General features: G+C 42.1%; 18 protein-coding genes. 6 read left to right on the top strand and 12 right to left on the bottom strand.

Annotated elements, in window-relative coordinates; translation table 11 throughout:
* Positions 1-12: 12 nt before the first annotated feature.
* The 3 genes from TOL9009_RS0109155 to TOL9009_RS50155 all read left to right on the top strand — a co-directional run bounded on the left by TOL9009_RS0109155 (position 13) and on the right by TOL9009_RS50155 (position 2,414).
* Positions 13-696: a hypothetical protein gene (locus TOL9009_RS0109155; RefSeq protein WP_029632535.1), complete on the top strand. Its 684-nt coding sequence runs from the start codon at positions 13-15 to the stop codon at positions 694-696.
* A 197-nt stretch (positions 697-893) separates the two neighbouring features.
* Complete coding sequence (locus TOL9009_RS38665; protein ID WP_051502853.1) at positions 894-2,246, top strand: right-handed parallel beta-helix repeat-containing protein; 1,353 nt, start codon at positions 894-896, stop codon at positions 2,244-2,246.
* A 54-nt stretch (positions 2,247-2,300) separates the two neighbouring features.
* The gene (locus tag TOL9009_RS50155) at positions 2,301-2,414 is read left to right on the top strand and encodes a choice-of-anchor Q domain-containing protein (protein WP_277926094.1); all 114 of its coding nucleotides are present in this window, start codon (positions 2,301-2,303) and stop codon (positions 2,412-2,414) included.
* Between the two features lie 274 nt (positions 2,415-2,688).
* Here the strand turns inward: TOL9009_RS50155 and ureG are convergent, their stop codons facing one another.
* From ureG to ureE, 3 genes are all read right to left on the bottom strand, one after another.
* Complete coding sequence (ureG, locus tag TOL9009_RS0109145) at positions 2,689-3,285, bottom strand: urease accessory protein UreG (RefSeq protein WP_029632534.1); 597 nt, start codon at positions 3,283-3,285, stop codon at positions 2,689-2,691.
* A 341-nt stretch (positions 3,286-3,626) separates the two neighbouring features.
* The gene (locus TOL9009_RS0109135; protein WP_029632532.1) at positions 3,627-4,307 is read right to left on the bottom strand and encodes an urease accessory protein UreF; all 681 of its coding nucleotides are present in this window, start codon (positions 4,305-4,307) and stop codon (positions 3,627-3,629) included.
* A complete protein-coding gene (ureE, locus tag TOL9009_RS0109130) occupies positions 4,294-4,725 on the bottom strand; it encodes an urease accessory protein UreE (protein ID WP_029632531.1) in 432 nt (143 codons plus the stop codon). The genes TOL9009_RS0109135 and ureE overlap by 14 nt, the downstream gene beginning before the upstream one ends.
* Positions 4,726-4,744: 19 nt before the next feature.
* Here ureE and TOL9009_RS0109125 point away from each other — a divergent pair, with 19 nt between their 5' ends.
* Positions 4,745-5,053: a hypothetical protein gene (locus TOL9009_RS0109125; protein ID WP_144238188.1), complete on the top strand. Its 309-nt coding sequence runs from the start codon at positions 4,745-4,747 to the stop codon at positions 5,051-5,053.
* 205 nt (positions 5,054-5,258) lie between these two features.
* Here the strand turns inward: TOL9009_RS0109125 and TOL9009_RS0109120 are convergent, their stop codons facing one another.
* From TOL9009_RS0109120 to TOL9009_RS0109080, 9 genes are all read right to left on the bottom strand, one after another.
* Positions 5,259-5,600 (bottom strand): cupin domain-containing protein, encoded by a 342-nt coding sequence (locus TOL9009_RS0109120; protein ID WP_029632529.1) that lies wholly within the window; start codon positions 5,598-5,600, stop codon positions 5,259-5,261.
* A 73-nt stretch (positions 5,601-5,673) separates the two neighbouring features.
* The gene (locus TOL9009_RS0109115) at positions 5,674-6,846 is read right to left on the bottom strand and encodes a Gfo/Idh/MocA family protein (RefSeq protein WP_242055616.1); all 1,173 of its coding nucleotides are present in this window, start codon (positions 6,844-6,846) and stop codon (positions 5,674-5,676) included.
* A 166-nt stretch (positions 6,847-7,012) separates the two neighbouring features.
* Complete coding sequence (locus TOL9009_RS0109110) at positions 7,013-8,182, bottom strand: zinc-dependent alcohol dehydrogenase (RefSeq protein WP_029632527.1); 1,170 nt, start codon at positions 8,180-8,182, stop codon at positions 7,013-7,015.
* An 82-nt stretch (positions 8,183-8,264) separates the two neighbouring features.
* Complete coding sequence (locus TOL9009_RS0109105; protein WP_038296259.1) at positions 8,265-8,633, bottom strand: hypothetical protein; 369 nt, start codon at positions 8,631-8,633, stop codon at positions 8,265-8,267.
* 137 nt (positions 8,634-8,770) lie between these two features.
* The gene (locus TOL9009_RS38660; protein ID WP_051502852.1) at positions 8,771-9,265 is read right to left on the bottom strand and encodes a hypothetical protein; all 495 of its coding nucleotides are present in this window, start codon (positions 9,263-9,265) and stop codon (positions 8,771-8,773) included.
* Between the two features lie 223 nt (positions 9,266-9,488).
* Positions 9,489-10,658: a zinc-dependent alcohol dehydrogenase gene (locus TOL9009_RS0109095; protein ID WP_029632525.1), complete on the bottom strand. Its 1,170-nt coding sequence runs from the start codon at positions 10,656-10,658 to the stop codon at positions 9,489-9,491.
* 107 nt (positions 10,659-10,765) lie between these two features.
* A complete protein-coding gene (locus TOL9009_RS0109090; protein ID WP_029632524.1) occupies positions 10,766-11,464 on the bottom strand; it encodes an SRPBCC family protein in 699 nt (232 codons plus the stop codon).
* A gap of 106 nt (positions 11,465-11,570) precedes the next feature.
* On the bottom strand, positions 11,571-12,659 hold the full coding sequence (locus tag TOL9009_RS0109085) for a DJ-1/PfpI/YhbO family deglycase/protease (RefSeq protein ID WP_029632523.1): 1,089 nt from the start codon (positions 12,657-12,659) through the stop codon (positions 11,571-11,573).
* Positions 12,660-12,710: 51 nt separating this feature from the next.
* A complete protein-coding gene (locus TOL9009_RS0109080; RefSeq protein ID WP_029632522.1) occupies positions 12,711-13,109 on the bottom strand; it encodes a DUF2267 domain-containing protein in 399 nt (132 codons plus the stop codon).
* A gap of 287 nt (positions 13,110-13,396) precedes the next feature.
* Between TOL9009_RS0109080 and TOL9009_RS0109075 the strand changes: the two genes are divergently transcribed.
* On the top strand, positions 13,397-13,858 hold the full coding sequence (locus TOL9009_RS0109075) for a DUF6335 family protein (protein WP_029632521.1): 462 nt from the start codon (positions 13,397-13,399) through the stop codon (positions 13,856-13,858).
* Positions 13,859-14,194: 336 nt separating this feature from the next.
* Positions 14,195-14,686 (top strand): orange carotenoid protein N-terminal domain-containing protein, encoded by a 492-nt coding sequence (locus tag TOL9009_RS0109070; protein WP_029632520.1) that lies wholly within the window; start codon positions 14,195-14,197, stop codon positions 14,684-14,686.
* The last annotated feature ends 54 nt before the right edge of the window (positions 14,687-14,740 follow it).

Genomic DNA, 14,740 nt, shown 5'->3' with positions numbered 1-14,740 from the left:
TCATTTTTTACTATGAGAAAGAAGGGAAAAGCAACCCCATTTTTAATCCGGATGGTAATAAAAGCATGGAGTCAGCGATTTTTGTCGGACTACGGAAAGAGTAAAATTTTCTTTTTTGAGAATCCATATTTAATGCGGATTCTTCTTTATATCATGTGCAGAAAAGTTTTTTTTCTTGCTTTAACCCTTACCATGCAGCTCTTTTACCGAAGGGAGGGGAAAAGGGGAAAGGAAGAAAGGGGAAAGGAAGAAATTATTTTAGATACGCATAAAATTTTTTATTATATGACCCCCAATACGGGTTTAAAGTCCCTCTTTCTAAGTGGTTTTATTTGGGGGGAGGTCACAATCCCCCTCCAAATTCTTTACCCTTTCCCCTTTGCCCTTTCCCCTTTCCCCTTCTTTATGAACCTTCTTGGTAAAAGGGCTAATTTTCCAAAAAAATATCAGTTTTTTGTCAAAGCAAAAGTTATTGAAACATACTCCCTAAGCGGGTTAGGAGACATATGGGAGCCAATAAAAAAAATATCAATTGCCATTACGTTTTGCGTAAGTTATGATACTATCTACAGGGAAAGGAAATTCCTTTTAATTCCTGGGGTGCTTCAGCCAAGTTATGTCTATAGATTCAAAAGCAATGGCGATCGCCCAGAACAAATCAAGCATTTACCTAATTATTACCGCAGAGCGATCTGAGTTTCACTAACTTTGAATTTTATGACCAAAAAAATGATTATGGTCATAAAAGTTAAGGTAAAAAGTGCGATCGCTCCAACAATAACTAAAGCTCATTGAGCTTTTAGAGCTTTTTTGATTGCTCTAAACAGGGTCCTGCCTTTCATCGCGTCATTCCCAATTACGACGCTAACCAACAACTTGATGGAGGCAAAACATTGAACTTTACACAATCTTGTGGGCTTCAAGCAGATGTCTTGGTGGCTCAAAATGCTATCACCAGTAACCCTCTAGTAGACCCCATTCAAAGCATGAATGGAGCAAGCATCTCAACGCTGACACCTGTATCCATAGCGTCTCCAGCCAATAACTCTGGATCTGCGTACTATGTTTCAACAAATGGTAATGATGACAATCCAGGTACAAGCGATCAGCCTTGGAAAACTATTAACCGTGCGGTTAATAAAGATATCCTCAAGGCAGGTGATACTATCCTGGTTCAGCCTGGTATTTACACTGAGCTAATCACCCTTGGGAAATCTGGTAATAGTGAGTCGGGTCATATCACACTCAAAGCCAATGGTGACGTTACATTGCGCGACCCTGACCCTATCAACGGTGGCTTCCGGGAAGGAGTTATCCAGTCCGCTGGCAAGGGCTATTGGAACATCGAAGGCTTCCGCATTGAGAACAGTTCCTGGGCTGGAATTTCTCTGCGTGATGCCAACAACATGATTATCCAAAACAACCATACCTACCAGACCGGTGCCTCAGGTATCATCGTGATGCCTGAAAGCTACTATGATGGCGGAGAAAGCGAGATTACCAGTAAAAATATCAAGGTGCTCAACAATACCGTTGAACGAGCCAACTGGAGATGGCAGGGCAACGGTGACGAAAATGGAACCCAGGAGGCACTCAGCATCTGGGGTGTTGATGGGTTTGAGGTAGCCAACAATACGCTCAAAGAGGGTAAACGTGAAGGTATCGATGCCAAAACAGGTTCCCGCAATGGCTCAATTCACGGCAACACTGTGACTGGTCAAGCACTGGTCTCTGGGACACCTAAGGGCTACAACGGTGGTCCTGCCATCTATCTTGATGGCAACCGTGCTGATATGTTTAACATTGATGTCTATGACAACGTTGTCTTCAATAACACTGCTGATGGAATTGTGGTTGCAGATGAAGTTCCTAATCAAGGGGATGTATCTAATATCCGAATCTACAACAACGTTGTCTATGGCAATGGAATACAGGGAGTCAATGGTGGTCAAGGAATTACCGTTACCAGTAATGTTCGTGACGTTACGATTGCCAACAATACCGTTACTAAGAATGTCCAAGCCATTGTTATTGATGGCACTGATTACACTGGCGGTTATAAAACTCATGACATTTGGGTTGGCAACAATATCTTTACCGATAGTACCTACCGGAATGGGTTTATCGAAGATGTGGACAACCTAACCTTGGAAAACAACTCATTCTCGGATAAGTTTGAGAAACTCTACGATGGTGGCAGTGGACTTGGAAACCTCAAAGCTACTAACAACACTACGGTTAAGTGAGTTGAGTTTGTCAGTTTAGATGGCAATTAATTTCCATTCCATCTCACATCTGCATTGAGGGCAATTGATATTGGCTCTCCAGAAATTGGTCAGTATTCACAGATCGATAAGCATAGCAAGCAACGAAACCAAGGTACTGCGGTTGATCTAGGTGCTTACGAGTATTGAAGTCCTGGTTGAAAACGCTGTTGCATTCATGAAAAAAGCAACGCTAATCTACTAGAGTGAAGGTAGAGTGGGTGCTTGACCGTCCGAAGTCTGTTTTTGATGCACAGCAGCACTTGCACTTATCCATTAATCGTTGTTAATAAAAGGAGCGATTCCACAAAATACGGATTTACATGACCGTGGAATCGCTCTTTTCCACCAAAGTTTCTTATGCTTCGGAGCGATACCTGCGGCAGACAAGTATGCGATCGCCTGCATGTACCGGATTGACTTTTTAACAAATATTAGTGGATACAAACTCAATTACCTCTTTTAATCCTTGTTGAATTTTCAAGTTAGTAAAAATAAAAGGTTTTTCACCACGCATTTTTTTCGCATCGCGTTCCATAACATTTAAATCTGCACCAACATAAGGAGCCAAATCAATTTTATTTATCACTAATAAATCAGATTTAGTAATTCCAGGACCACCTTTACGAGGAATTTTATCACCAGCGGCAACATCAATAACGTAAATAGTTAAATCTACCAATTCGGGACTAAAAGTAGCCGCCAAATTATCACCACCGCTTTCTAAAAAGACCAAATCCAAATCAGGAAAACGCACTTCTAACTGTTCAATTGCGGCTAAATTCATCGAAGCATCTTCGCGAATAGCTGTGTGAGGACAACCACCAGTTTCTACACCCAAAATGCGATCGCTACTTAAGGCTTGAGAACGTACTAAAAATTGTGCATCCTCCTGAGTATAGATATCATTTGTCACGACGGCAATATTATATTTTTCACGCATCGCTTTACACAAAGCATCCACCAAAGCCGTCTTTCCCGATCCTACCGGACCTGCAACACCTACGCGAAATGGGTTCATTATTTGTTGATTGTTGATTGTTAGTTGTTGGTTGTTGGTTGTTGGTTGGGTATTAGACATCTGATGAACAGGGTGTAGGGGATAGGGTTGCAGGTTCGGAAAATTAAGCCACCCACAATTCTCGTGGGGTTTCAACCTACCTTAGGATACAAGGATTTTTTCGCGCCACTTGCGGGCGAGGCTTTAAACCTTACTGGGCGGGCTAATTTCTTCCCTACACCCCACACCCGCCCCGAAGGGGCTGTTGTAAAAATGAACTATGCGTTACCCGAAACCCTTGATTAGACGTAGCAATGCTACGTCTCTACGTCTTTTCTACTAAAGAGTGTCTATTGGAAATCCTAAGTGCGAAATAATCGTGTATACTGCGTTTCATGCGCCATACTTGCTAAAGATAAACCCCAACTACAACAACTAAGATTATCATCTTCTAAAGCGAGAATGGACACTGCTGCATCGTTAATTAGTGGTTTTAACTTCACTAATAACAACTGTCCCGCTGTTTGTCCTAAAGGTATAAGTTTCACCCCAGCGGTAATTAAATTACTTACCCAGCTATGTAAATATCCTAATATTGCGGCTTGAATATTGATATCCCAGTCAGCAGCGGCAATGCCGAAAGCGATCGCATAATTGCAAGAATTACCCACAGCATCAGCCAAAGGCTTGCTCTGTGGTTGTAGTTTAGCAAATAATTGGATAAGCGATCGCCCCATTTGTAAACTAGAATTGCGTAATTCCTCAGTTTCCCGAACCGCAGATAACCACATATTCCAACGAGATAGCGCTTCTAAATCATTCCGAAGCACACAATTATACGCTCTTATCATCACCGCTGCTTCTAATCGAATTGCCCCATAACGCAATTCTGCTTCTAACCAGTGTTGTAAACTTTCTTGATTATTAATAATGTTATTTTCTACTAACGTTTCCAAGCCTTCAGAATAACTATATGCTCCCACAGGTAGACCCGGACTAGCTAACTGTAAAAGACATAAAAGATGGCTATTAGTGATGTCCATAAGCACCAATTTCTGGCTGAAACGGTAAAATTTCCTCTTTGATTTTTAGCCCTAATTGTTCCAACATAGAGCGTAAAACTGAATCTGGTAATAATCGTAAATAAGTCGGTGTAATTTCTACAGGTACATGGCGATTTCCTAGATGATATGCCGCTTTTAGTAATAATATCGGTGTTTGTGCCGTTACAGTTAAAACTAATTCTGGTTTGGCAGCAATTCTGACTAAATTGCTGTTTGTTTCATCTTCGAGAATATCCCCATCATGCAACACCGTTCCTCTCGGTAAATGCAAAAATACAGCTTGTCCATCTATTTCAAAGCGATGACGGCTGCGAGTGCGTTCTTCTGCGGTGAGTGCAAGAGTTAAAGTTACTACTGCATCAGGATTTGGCAGTTTGCGTTGCGTACAAGTGAGCATGAGCAATTAAAAATTTAAAATGATATCATACTTTGATACTACTATTTGCGCTACCTCATACAGTAAATTTATGACAGAGGAACAATCAGTTAAAAAACCAGCTATGAAAGAATTGCTCATTCGCTTTCTTGTTGGTGCAACCATAGGGGGAGGAATGGGATTTTTCTATTGGTTATACATTACCAGCTATAGTGAGGGATGGACTAAAACAGCAACAGAATTCAGCATTGCCTGGATTCTCTTATTTACAATTGGTTGTGGTTTGATGGCAGTCAAGGGGAAAAAATTGCTTTGGACATTTTTAGATTCTCTTCCCCCAATGCCTTAAATCATGTCCGTTTAATTGACATTAATAAAAAAATCCGAAACCCTTGATTAGACGTAGCACTGCTACGTCTCTACGTATGACTCTGGAGATGTCTATTCCGAAGCACACAATTATGCGCTCTTACCATCACCGCTGCTTCTAACCGAATTGCCCCATAACGCAAAAGTTTTCAGGCTGAAGCTAGGTAAAAAGACTTAAGTATAAACTAATTCTCATCACGTCCGTGAACTTGAGCTGGCGGACTGGTTGCTTCAACTGCGGTAAATGATTCGAGGATTTTGTAAGTGTGCGATGCGCCTTTTGGTACTACCCAAGAGTTTCCCGGTTCAAGGACAATTACTTGACCTTCAAGATGTAACTCTGCGCGACCATTAATTACATAACCAACAGTTTCATATTCCCGTGTTGCTGATTCTTTGGCTTCATTTGGTTGTTCATTCTCCCAAAGTCGCATAGAAACACTTTTGCCAGATGCAAGATATTTCTGACCAAGTTGACCTTTAGGAGAATTGGCAGAGTCTATTTTTTGAACGCTGGTATCAGTCATATTTCTTTCCTCTTTTTACTGTAGTAAGCGCTTTAGCGCTTGATTAAGCGAGCACAGCGTTTACTAAACACTTTTAAACTTTGATTGTTCTACCTGTGCGAGCCGCTTCATAAATTAGCTGCATCAATTTGACATCTTGCAAACCTTCTTCACCAGGGGTTTTCGGCTGTTTGTTATTCATGATGGACTCAGAAAGGTGATCCATCTCCAAAGCGAATTGGTTCTGTTGTGGGATATTCCGCTCCTCGTTACCGTTCTTGCTCTTAACAGTCAAGCGGTGTTTGTAATAATCAGTAGCAGGGTCTAACTCCAAGGTGGCGTCAGATCCAAAAACTTGGATGCGTTTGGTGTCCGAGTAGCCGTAGCTGGATGTACAATTGGCAAGCACGCCGCTAGGAAAACGCAAAGTGAAGTTGACATTTTCCTCAACTTCCCGAAAGCGGGGGTCATTGGGGGTGCTATACATCATGGCGCTGATTTCTACGGGTTCCTCACCGGTGATGTATCTTGTGGCTTGCAAGCTGTAAATACCGATGTCATAAAGAGAACCGCCACCAGCTAATTTTTTTTGGGCACGCCAGCGGTCTGATGGTTCTTTCGGGTCGAGGTTGCGTCCGTGGTCAGAGACGATAGATTTCAACTTGCCAAGTTTACCACTTTGTGCAAGTTGAATTGCAGCAAGATTGAATGGTTCATATTGAGCGCGGTAGGCAATCATCAATTTGCGATCGCTCTTTTTCGCAGCTTCAATCATCCCTTGACATTCGGCAACAGTTACAGCCATTGGCTTTTCACACATAATGTGCTTAAGTGCTTGTGCGCCACGAATGCTGTATTCCGCATGTAAAGCATTTGGTAAGATGATATATATTACATCTACCTCAGGGTTATCGCGGATGGTGTCGTAATTTTGGTAGTTGTAAATATTTTTGGGATTAACACCATACTGCCCCGCGTACCGTTCGGCTTTAGCGCGATCGCCACTCACCAATGCTACCAACTTTGAACGCTTACACTCAGCAAAGGAAGGAATAATTTGTTGGGTGGCAAATTTTCCTAAACCCACAACTGCCCATCCTAACTTTTTTTCTGGCGGCATCGGTGGTTCTTTTGCTCCTTGAGCTAGGGTAGGGGTGGGTTTAAAAATTGCTGGGACAATACCCAATGTAATTAACCCAAAACCAGCTTGATGTAGAAGATTACGACGCGTAAGTTCTGATTTTACTAAGTTAAACATATCAGTCATTAGTCATTGGTCATTAGCGCTCTTTTATTACTCTGGTCAGATAAAATTTGAAACCCTATTTTCACATTAGTCCGCGAAGGCGGACTTTGCCTGTGTAGCCGCGACTTCCAGTCGCTTTCTCCAAAGTCATAAAAGAGCGTTGGTCATTAGCTTTGGACTAATGACTTTACGGTTTAAGTACAACTTTGATGCAATTGTCTTTTTTCTGCTTGAAAATCTCGTAACCGTGGGGTGCTTGTTCTAGGGGTAGGCGGTGGGTGATAATAAACGATGGATCGATATCGCCGTTTTGGATGTGCTCAAGTAAAGGACGCAAGTATCTGTGGACGTGAGTTTGTCCCATCTTGAAAGTTAAGGCTTTGTTCATAGCTGCACCCATCGGGAATTTGTCGAGGAAGCCACCATAAGCACCTGCAACTGATACGTGACCACCTTTACCACAAGCAACGATCGCGTTTCTTAATGCGGTTGGTCTATCTGGTTCCAAACGCAACTCTTGTTTTACTCTGTCGTATAACCCCATCAAGTCATTGCCGTGCGCTTCGAGTCCGACTGCATCAATCACAGCATCGGGACCGCGACCACCGGTCATTTCTTTGAGAACTTCACCAGCATCAACTTCTTCGTAGTTCAGGACTTCTGCCTTACCATAATCTGAAGCCATTTGCAAGCGTTCGGGAATGCGATCGATCGCAATGACGCGTTCTGCACCCAACATAAAAGCGCTTCTGATGGCAAACTGTCCAACTGGTCCGCAACCCCAAACAGCGACGATATCACCGGGTTTAATGTTGCAGTTCTCCGCTGCCATATAACCAGTAGGAAAAATATCGGTTAAAAATAATACCTGTTCATCTGTTAAGCCATCGGGTACTTTGAATAAACCCACATCAGCAAAGGGTACACGGGCATATTCTGCCTGACCGCCTGCGTAACCTCCGAAGATATGAGAGTACCCAAAGAGACCTGATGGTGAATGACCCATGATTTTTTCTGCTAACCAACCGTTGGGGTTGGAGTTGTCGCAAAGTGACCATAAATCACTTGTGCAGAAATAGCAGTTACCACAGGCTATTGTAAAAGGAACAACGACGCGATCGCCTATTTTGACATTTTTGACTGCGCTACCAAGTTCAACGACTTCCCCCATAAATTCATGACCAAGGATATCGCCTTTTTCCATCGTGGGAATGTAGCCATTGAAAAGATGCAAATCAGAACCGCAAATAGCCGTTGATGTTATTTTGACGATCGCATCACGCGGGTTAAGAATTTTTGGATCTGGTACTGTATCCACTCTTACATCATTTGCGCCGTGCCAGCATACTGCTTTCATAATATTTATTAGTTGTTAGATGTTGGTTGTTAGTTGTTGGTTGGTGGTAAGTTTTTCACCAATAATCATAATTTGCTAAAAACTATTTATTTTCTTCGTAGTATCCCCTACTTTCTCTGGTAAGAAGGTTAACTACTTCATCAACTTTATTTTCGCTTGAATTCAAAAACTCTTTGGTACTTTCAGGTAAAGGTTCATCAAGATTAAGTTTTTCGCGAATATTCTCACCAATGTCTTCCAAATTTTTTTTGGCATTGTCAATCAACTCTTTATCTTTTTCAGTCGGTTGTGCATTGTAATATTTGGCTTCTGGTGTTTTCACCGTATCAGCCTGGGCTGGCAATACATTTATATCACCAAAAAGTTGCAAAATCAACACTGCAAATACTACCAAAATAGCTTTGAGAATCTGACTAAATTGCAAATTTAGCTGCCAATTATTCACTTTCATAAAATACCTTTTTATCAAATGTTTTCATAAGAGTTATGAGTTAAATAAAAACTCATAACTCTTTTTTAATCAGAAAGGATAAATCCTATCAAATCAAACTGATTATCTGATTTGGCAATAACCTTATTTCCTTCCGGTTATTGAACATCCTTTTCACCGAAAAACTCCTTTGTACTTTCTGGAATTGGTTCATCAAGATTCAGTTTTTCTTTAATATTCTCCGCGAAAGATTTTAAGGGATTTTTGCTATCAGCATAATTGCTCGCTTGATTTCCTAGTTTCGCTTCATCAGGTGTGCCTTTGTAATAAATACCTTGTGGGGAGATGACAGTTTCACCTGTTGAGTTAGGCGCATTTTTAATGCCTTTTGGGGTGTAATTAGCAAAATCTTTTGCAGCACCACGAGCATTATCAGCACTTTCTTTTAACTTGCTTTTAGCAGTATCTACCGCTGTATTCCCTTTATTTACTAACGAATCATCGGGAGTTCCTTTGTAATAAATACCTTGTGGTGAGACGACGGTATCATCAGCTAAGGCTTGGAATCCATTGCTATTGCCGAATGCTTGGATGCCAAGAAACATAGATACAGCGAAAACAACTGTCAGAACTTTGTGCAGAAATTTTTTCATGTAATCCTCCGATTTGATTATTTAATTGAATAGTAGAAGTAGGATTCCCCCACCCCTAATACGGTTCGGATAAGCAGGGGAGGCAGGGGAGGCAGGGGAGGCAGGGGAAGAAAAATCAGTTTTTTATCTCCCCCCCCTGCTCCTCTTCTCCCCCTGCTCAAGAACGCTTGCCCCAACAGATAACCTCCTTAACCGAACCGTATTCCCCACACTCCTAACGATTTCATGGTTTAAGAACAACTTTGATGCAGTTATCCTCTTTCTGTTGAAAAATGTGGTACGCGTGAGGTGCTTGTTCCAGGGGTAATTGATGGCTGACAACTAAAGAGGGATCTAATTTTCCATCTAAAACTAGCTGTAACAACTTGTGCATGTATTTTTGACCATGCATTTGTCCCATCCGGAAAGTCAAACCTTTATTAAAGGCTGCACCAAACGGTATTTTGTCCACAAAGCCACCGTAAACACCCATGATTGAAAGGGTGCCTCCTTTACGACAAGCAAGCATCATTTGCCGCAGTACGTGGGGACGATCTGTTTCTAACCGCAGCTTTTGCTTTGTTTGGTCGTAAAAGTCTTCAAAACCGACACCGTGCGCTTCTAATCCCACAGCATCAATACAAGCATCGGGACCGCGACCGCCGGTCATTTCTTTTAATGCTTCGCCGGCATCAACTTCTTCATAGTTGATAATTTCAGCTTTGGCGAAATTTTTAGCCATTTCTAAGCGTTCGGGAAAGCGGTCAATGCCGATAACTTTTTCAGCACCCATCATGTAAGCGCTAATCATGGCAAATTGTCCGACAGCACCGCAACCCCAAACGGCTACAGTATCACCAGGCTGAATATCGCATAATTCTGCACCCATATAACCGGTGGGGATGGCATCGGAGATGAAAAGCAACTTTTCATCGGGTATATCTTTGGGGACTTTTACCACACCCACATCGGCAAAAGGTACGCGGACATATTCTGCTTGTCCACCTGCATATCCACCAAAAGTATGCGAGTAGCCATAAATTGCTGAAGTGATACTACCAAACAATTTTTCTTCCATCCAACCTTTATGATTGGAGTTATCGCACAGCGACCACATATCATGTTGGCAATAATGACAGTTACCGCAACCGATCATCGAAGGAACGACAACGCGATCGCCTATTTTTAAATTACTTATCGCATTACCAACATCAACCACTTCCCCCATAAATTCGTGACCGATAATGTCACCCGATTGCACTGTGGGAATGTAGCCACCGTAAATATGCAAATCACTACCGCAAATTGCCGTTGATGTTATTTTGACTATGGCATCACGCGGGTTAATAATTTTCGGGTCTGGCACCGTTTCCACCCGCACATCATTTGCCCCATGCCAGCAAACTGCTTTCATATTATATATATTTGGGATTGTTAGTAGTTGGTTGTTAATTGTTAGTAGTTGATTGTTAGTTGTTAGTAGTAATTCCGAACTAACCACTAACTACTAACCACTAACCACTAACCACCCTTTGGTTGTCCTTCAGTGGTGGCAATTTCGCCAGCTTCCATTAACATTTTGAAACGGCGCAAATCATCACCAATTTGTTGTTCTGGTTCTTCACCAAAAAGTTTGGCAAATACAGATGCGATCGCTCCACCTGGGGGGCTATATTCAAGTACAACCTTTACTTCAGTGCCGCGATCGCCTGGTGCTTTCTTAAAGCGAATAAAACCAGAGTTTTCCACATCTGCACCTTCCACCGAAGCCCAAGAAATAAACTCATTTTCTCGGTCTTCCAATATATCTGCATCCCATTCCACACTACTATCCAAAGGTGCATTCGCAATCCAATGCGATCTTTTATCATTCTGCACACTCACAGATTTGAGATGCTTCATAAACCTCGGCAAATTCTCAAAGTCGTGCCAAAAGCGATAAAGTTCATCCGCTGGCTTATTTATCGTTACCGTCTTTTCAACTTTGATAGATTGATTTATACCAATAGCTTCCTGTGCTTGCTGAATCGTGCTTTGCTTAGTTACACCTTGATACACCAAACCGCCCCCAGCTACAGCCATCAGCACCCCGCGCAAAGAACGCTGACTTAAACCCATCAGCACCATTGCACCACCACCCACAAGAGACGCCCAACGCTCAGTCTCACCAGCCTCAGCGCCTTGACCCTTACTCAATTCATTCCCCGTACTCGAAGCCATATTTTTATCTCCTTCTCTCCGTAAAAATAATCAGCAAGACGCAAAGACCCTTTATAACTTCTTCCTCTGTGTTCTCTGCGCCTGGTGCGGTTCGTTTAATAAAAACCTACACAGCCGCACCCGTCGTCGGCTTCGCAGGCTTGAGATCCAGCCCCATCCGCTGCTGATACAGTTGCACCAATCGCTGTTCAGAACTCAACAAATCATTGTAAATATCCGTAAACAGCGCAGTAGCTACCGGGTCGGTATACATAGGACACAAATTGCCAATATCACCGATACCAGTTTGCACATCCCCCAAAGCCGATCGCAGTTGAAATATATCGTCACTTCCGGTCAAAGCCGTTTTCACCTTCGCGTATTGGTTAGCGATATTAGCGGCTAAAGAAGGCTTCTCACCCAACCTATCCAGATAACTTTCCAGCTTGAGAATATGACGCTGCTTGTTAGTGATTATCTCTTGAAACAACCCCTTAATTTGAGCATCTGACTCTTTCTCAGAATACTTCTCCAAAGCTTCCAACGAATAACGCTCACCAGCAAGTGCAGTATTTAGACCCTTGACAATATCACCTTTAGTTGAACCACCCCAAGCATCAGCCAGCTTCCACCATTCCGCGCTTGTATCATTTTCGTCGGGTAATGCAGCATCCTTGCCACCGTAACCCAAACGGCTCAAAATAGCTGTGGTGAAGATTGCCAAATCTCCCGGTTGACGTGAGGTAATCAAATTTCCGTCAACTACCAAAGGTTCATCAACAAAGTTTGCACCTGCATTGATCATGTCTTTGCGAATAGCGCTGAAACCAGTGGCTTGTTTCCCTTTGAGCAAATCCCCTTCAATCAAAACTTGCGGTCCGTGACAAACTGCCGCGATTAATTTCCCTTCCTGCATCGCTTCTTGGACAAAGCGGACAGTGTTTGGATTGCGTCGCATGTGGTCAGGAGCCATCCCACCAGGAATTATCACAGCATCAAATTCGCAAGCGATCGCTTCTGTAGTAGTCGCATCAGCTTGCTGAGAAACTTTGCCTTGTTTGCCCTTATATTTCTCATTCATCCTTTGACCGAGGACAACTACTTCTATTCCCGCTTGTTTTAGCGCATTATAAGGAACTTGAAATTCCGCATCCTCCACCCCATTATCAATTAGGATAGCGACTTTTTTCTTGCCATGATTATTAAAGTTTGCCATTGAATTACCTCTTAAATTATTTACGTAGTCAGCACTTCAGTGCTGCAATCTTCACTGCGAAAGCACAGTCGAACCCGGTACAAATATTTCCGCATAATCAGGTGAAAAATTAGCTTGCAAATCTGCAAACTCACCCGGACTTACAGCACTTTGCAACACCGTAAAAACAGCCCTGACATGCATCACAGCAGCAGTGGGTTCTACATTTTCCTTCTCACTCACCATCTTGATAAACTCTTCCAAACCAAAATGCTGACCATTTTCGCCTTCACGACCCCGCAAAAATTCACCTAATTCTTTCGGCAACTGTGAAGCCAAATCCTTACTTTCATTACCTACAATGCGTTCTCGAATAGTTTCCAACGTGGCACGAGTAGCATGTTCTGCTTCTTCACGGGAATCTAATTGAGCAAGGCTTTGGACATGTTTAATAAATTCGTCGTATTTCACTTTCTTCCTCCACTACTAAAAAATAATGAATGTTTTTTTAATAATTTGAGATATATTGACGTAAATGATTGCTTCTTTATCATTCAAAATATTTAGGAGCTAGGAATGAGTGTTTCATTTTAGGCGTTGTTTGAGCTTGAATTCATATTTGTAATGTTATGCACCAGCTACTATCTTCTCTTCGCTCCAAAGGGATAGATTTTTTTCCATCTCAAGTAATACATCTCTAGGAAGACAAGCCAGATGAGGGAAAGCGTTATTTTGGAGAAGCAGAAATATTTATAATTATGGCGGATCAACAACAAGTAGATTTAGAAGCTCAAGTCAACCGTGTAGATCCAGATAAGGAACTCGAATCCGAAGATAATTTACCAGAAGAAATTTCCGACTTACCAGAGGAAATTACCGAATCCTATGGTACTGGTGTGAAAGAATCACCAGGGTACAATCTCGGTGGACGAGAAATGAAAGAGGAGTTGGATGAGTATGCAACATATACCAGTCCAGAATTAACTGGAGGTGATGTTGATGCTGGTTGGCAACAAGCAGCTATGGATGGTGATGAAGCTGTTGGTGGTACTGCTTCCACTCCCGATCAAGATATTGTTGATGAAATTGGTGCCGCTGTAGGAATAGAAATGGATGATGCCGCGTTTCTACGGACAAGTGAAATGTTAGAACAGCGCGACGATAGTCGCTGGGAGTTAGATCCCAAGTCTTCTGAAGATTATGGAAATAGGAGGGAGTAGGGGACAAAGGGACTTTTTGAAGAGGGGAAAGGGGGAAAGGGGAAAGGGTAAGAAAATGCTTTTTGAGCGTGTTTAAATAACTCTTTATTTCCATACCAATACCAATACCTATCGCAACCTTACCTTCTAAACGTCTATCCATCGATATACTTCCTAATAGTAGGGAATAGGGCATTGGTAATTGATAATCAAAAAAGTACATTACCTATTACCAATTTCCTCTTCCAATTATTCTTCTCTCGGATTTAGATACATCTGTCTTCAGTAGGGTTAAACGTCAGATGTAACTTTGATAGGGTTGCAATAGCAATTCTTTAATAGCAATCGGAGTTTCTTATGACATTTACCCAAACCAACGATCCAACTATTCGCGAACATGTCCAAGCTTGGCAAGCTTTAGACGTAGATGATCAGCTTGCTTTGTTCTGGTTTATTTACAAAGAAATGGGTAGCTCAATTACCCCAGCAGCACCGGCAGCAAGCACCGTTTCCCCAGAAATTGCCGAAGGTTTGTTTAATCAAGTCAAAGAACTATCTCACGAAGAACAATTACAACTTCAACGTGATTTGATTAATGGTGTAGATAACCAATTGACTCGTGAATATGGCTCTTTGGGTGAAACCACCAAGCTGTTATTTTGGTATCAGTTAGCTCAAGGTATGGATAACGCTACCATCATTCCTGTACCTCCTAGCTATAAGCTTTCTTCTGAACCCCAAGAACTGTTGAATAAAATTAAGCAACTTGGTTTTGAAGAGCAAATCACTCTTTTCCGTGATTACGTTGCCCCATTCGGTGCTGAACCCAAAGGTGGCGCAGAAATCTAAAGCTTTGAGATTTTTGATTGGTAGTTGCGCTACCTAACTAGTTTCAAACAAGGT

The organism is [Scytonema hofmanni] UTEX 2349 (assembly GCF_000582685.1).
GTDB classification, from domain to species: Bacteria; Cyanobacteriota; Cyanobacteriia; order Cyanobacteriales; family Nostocaceae; genus Hassallia; species Hassallia hofmanni.
Note: the sequence above shows the minus strand (reverse complement) of the source record. Positions and strands in the feature narration are given on the sequence as shown.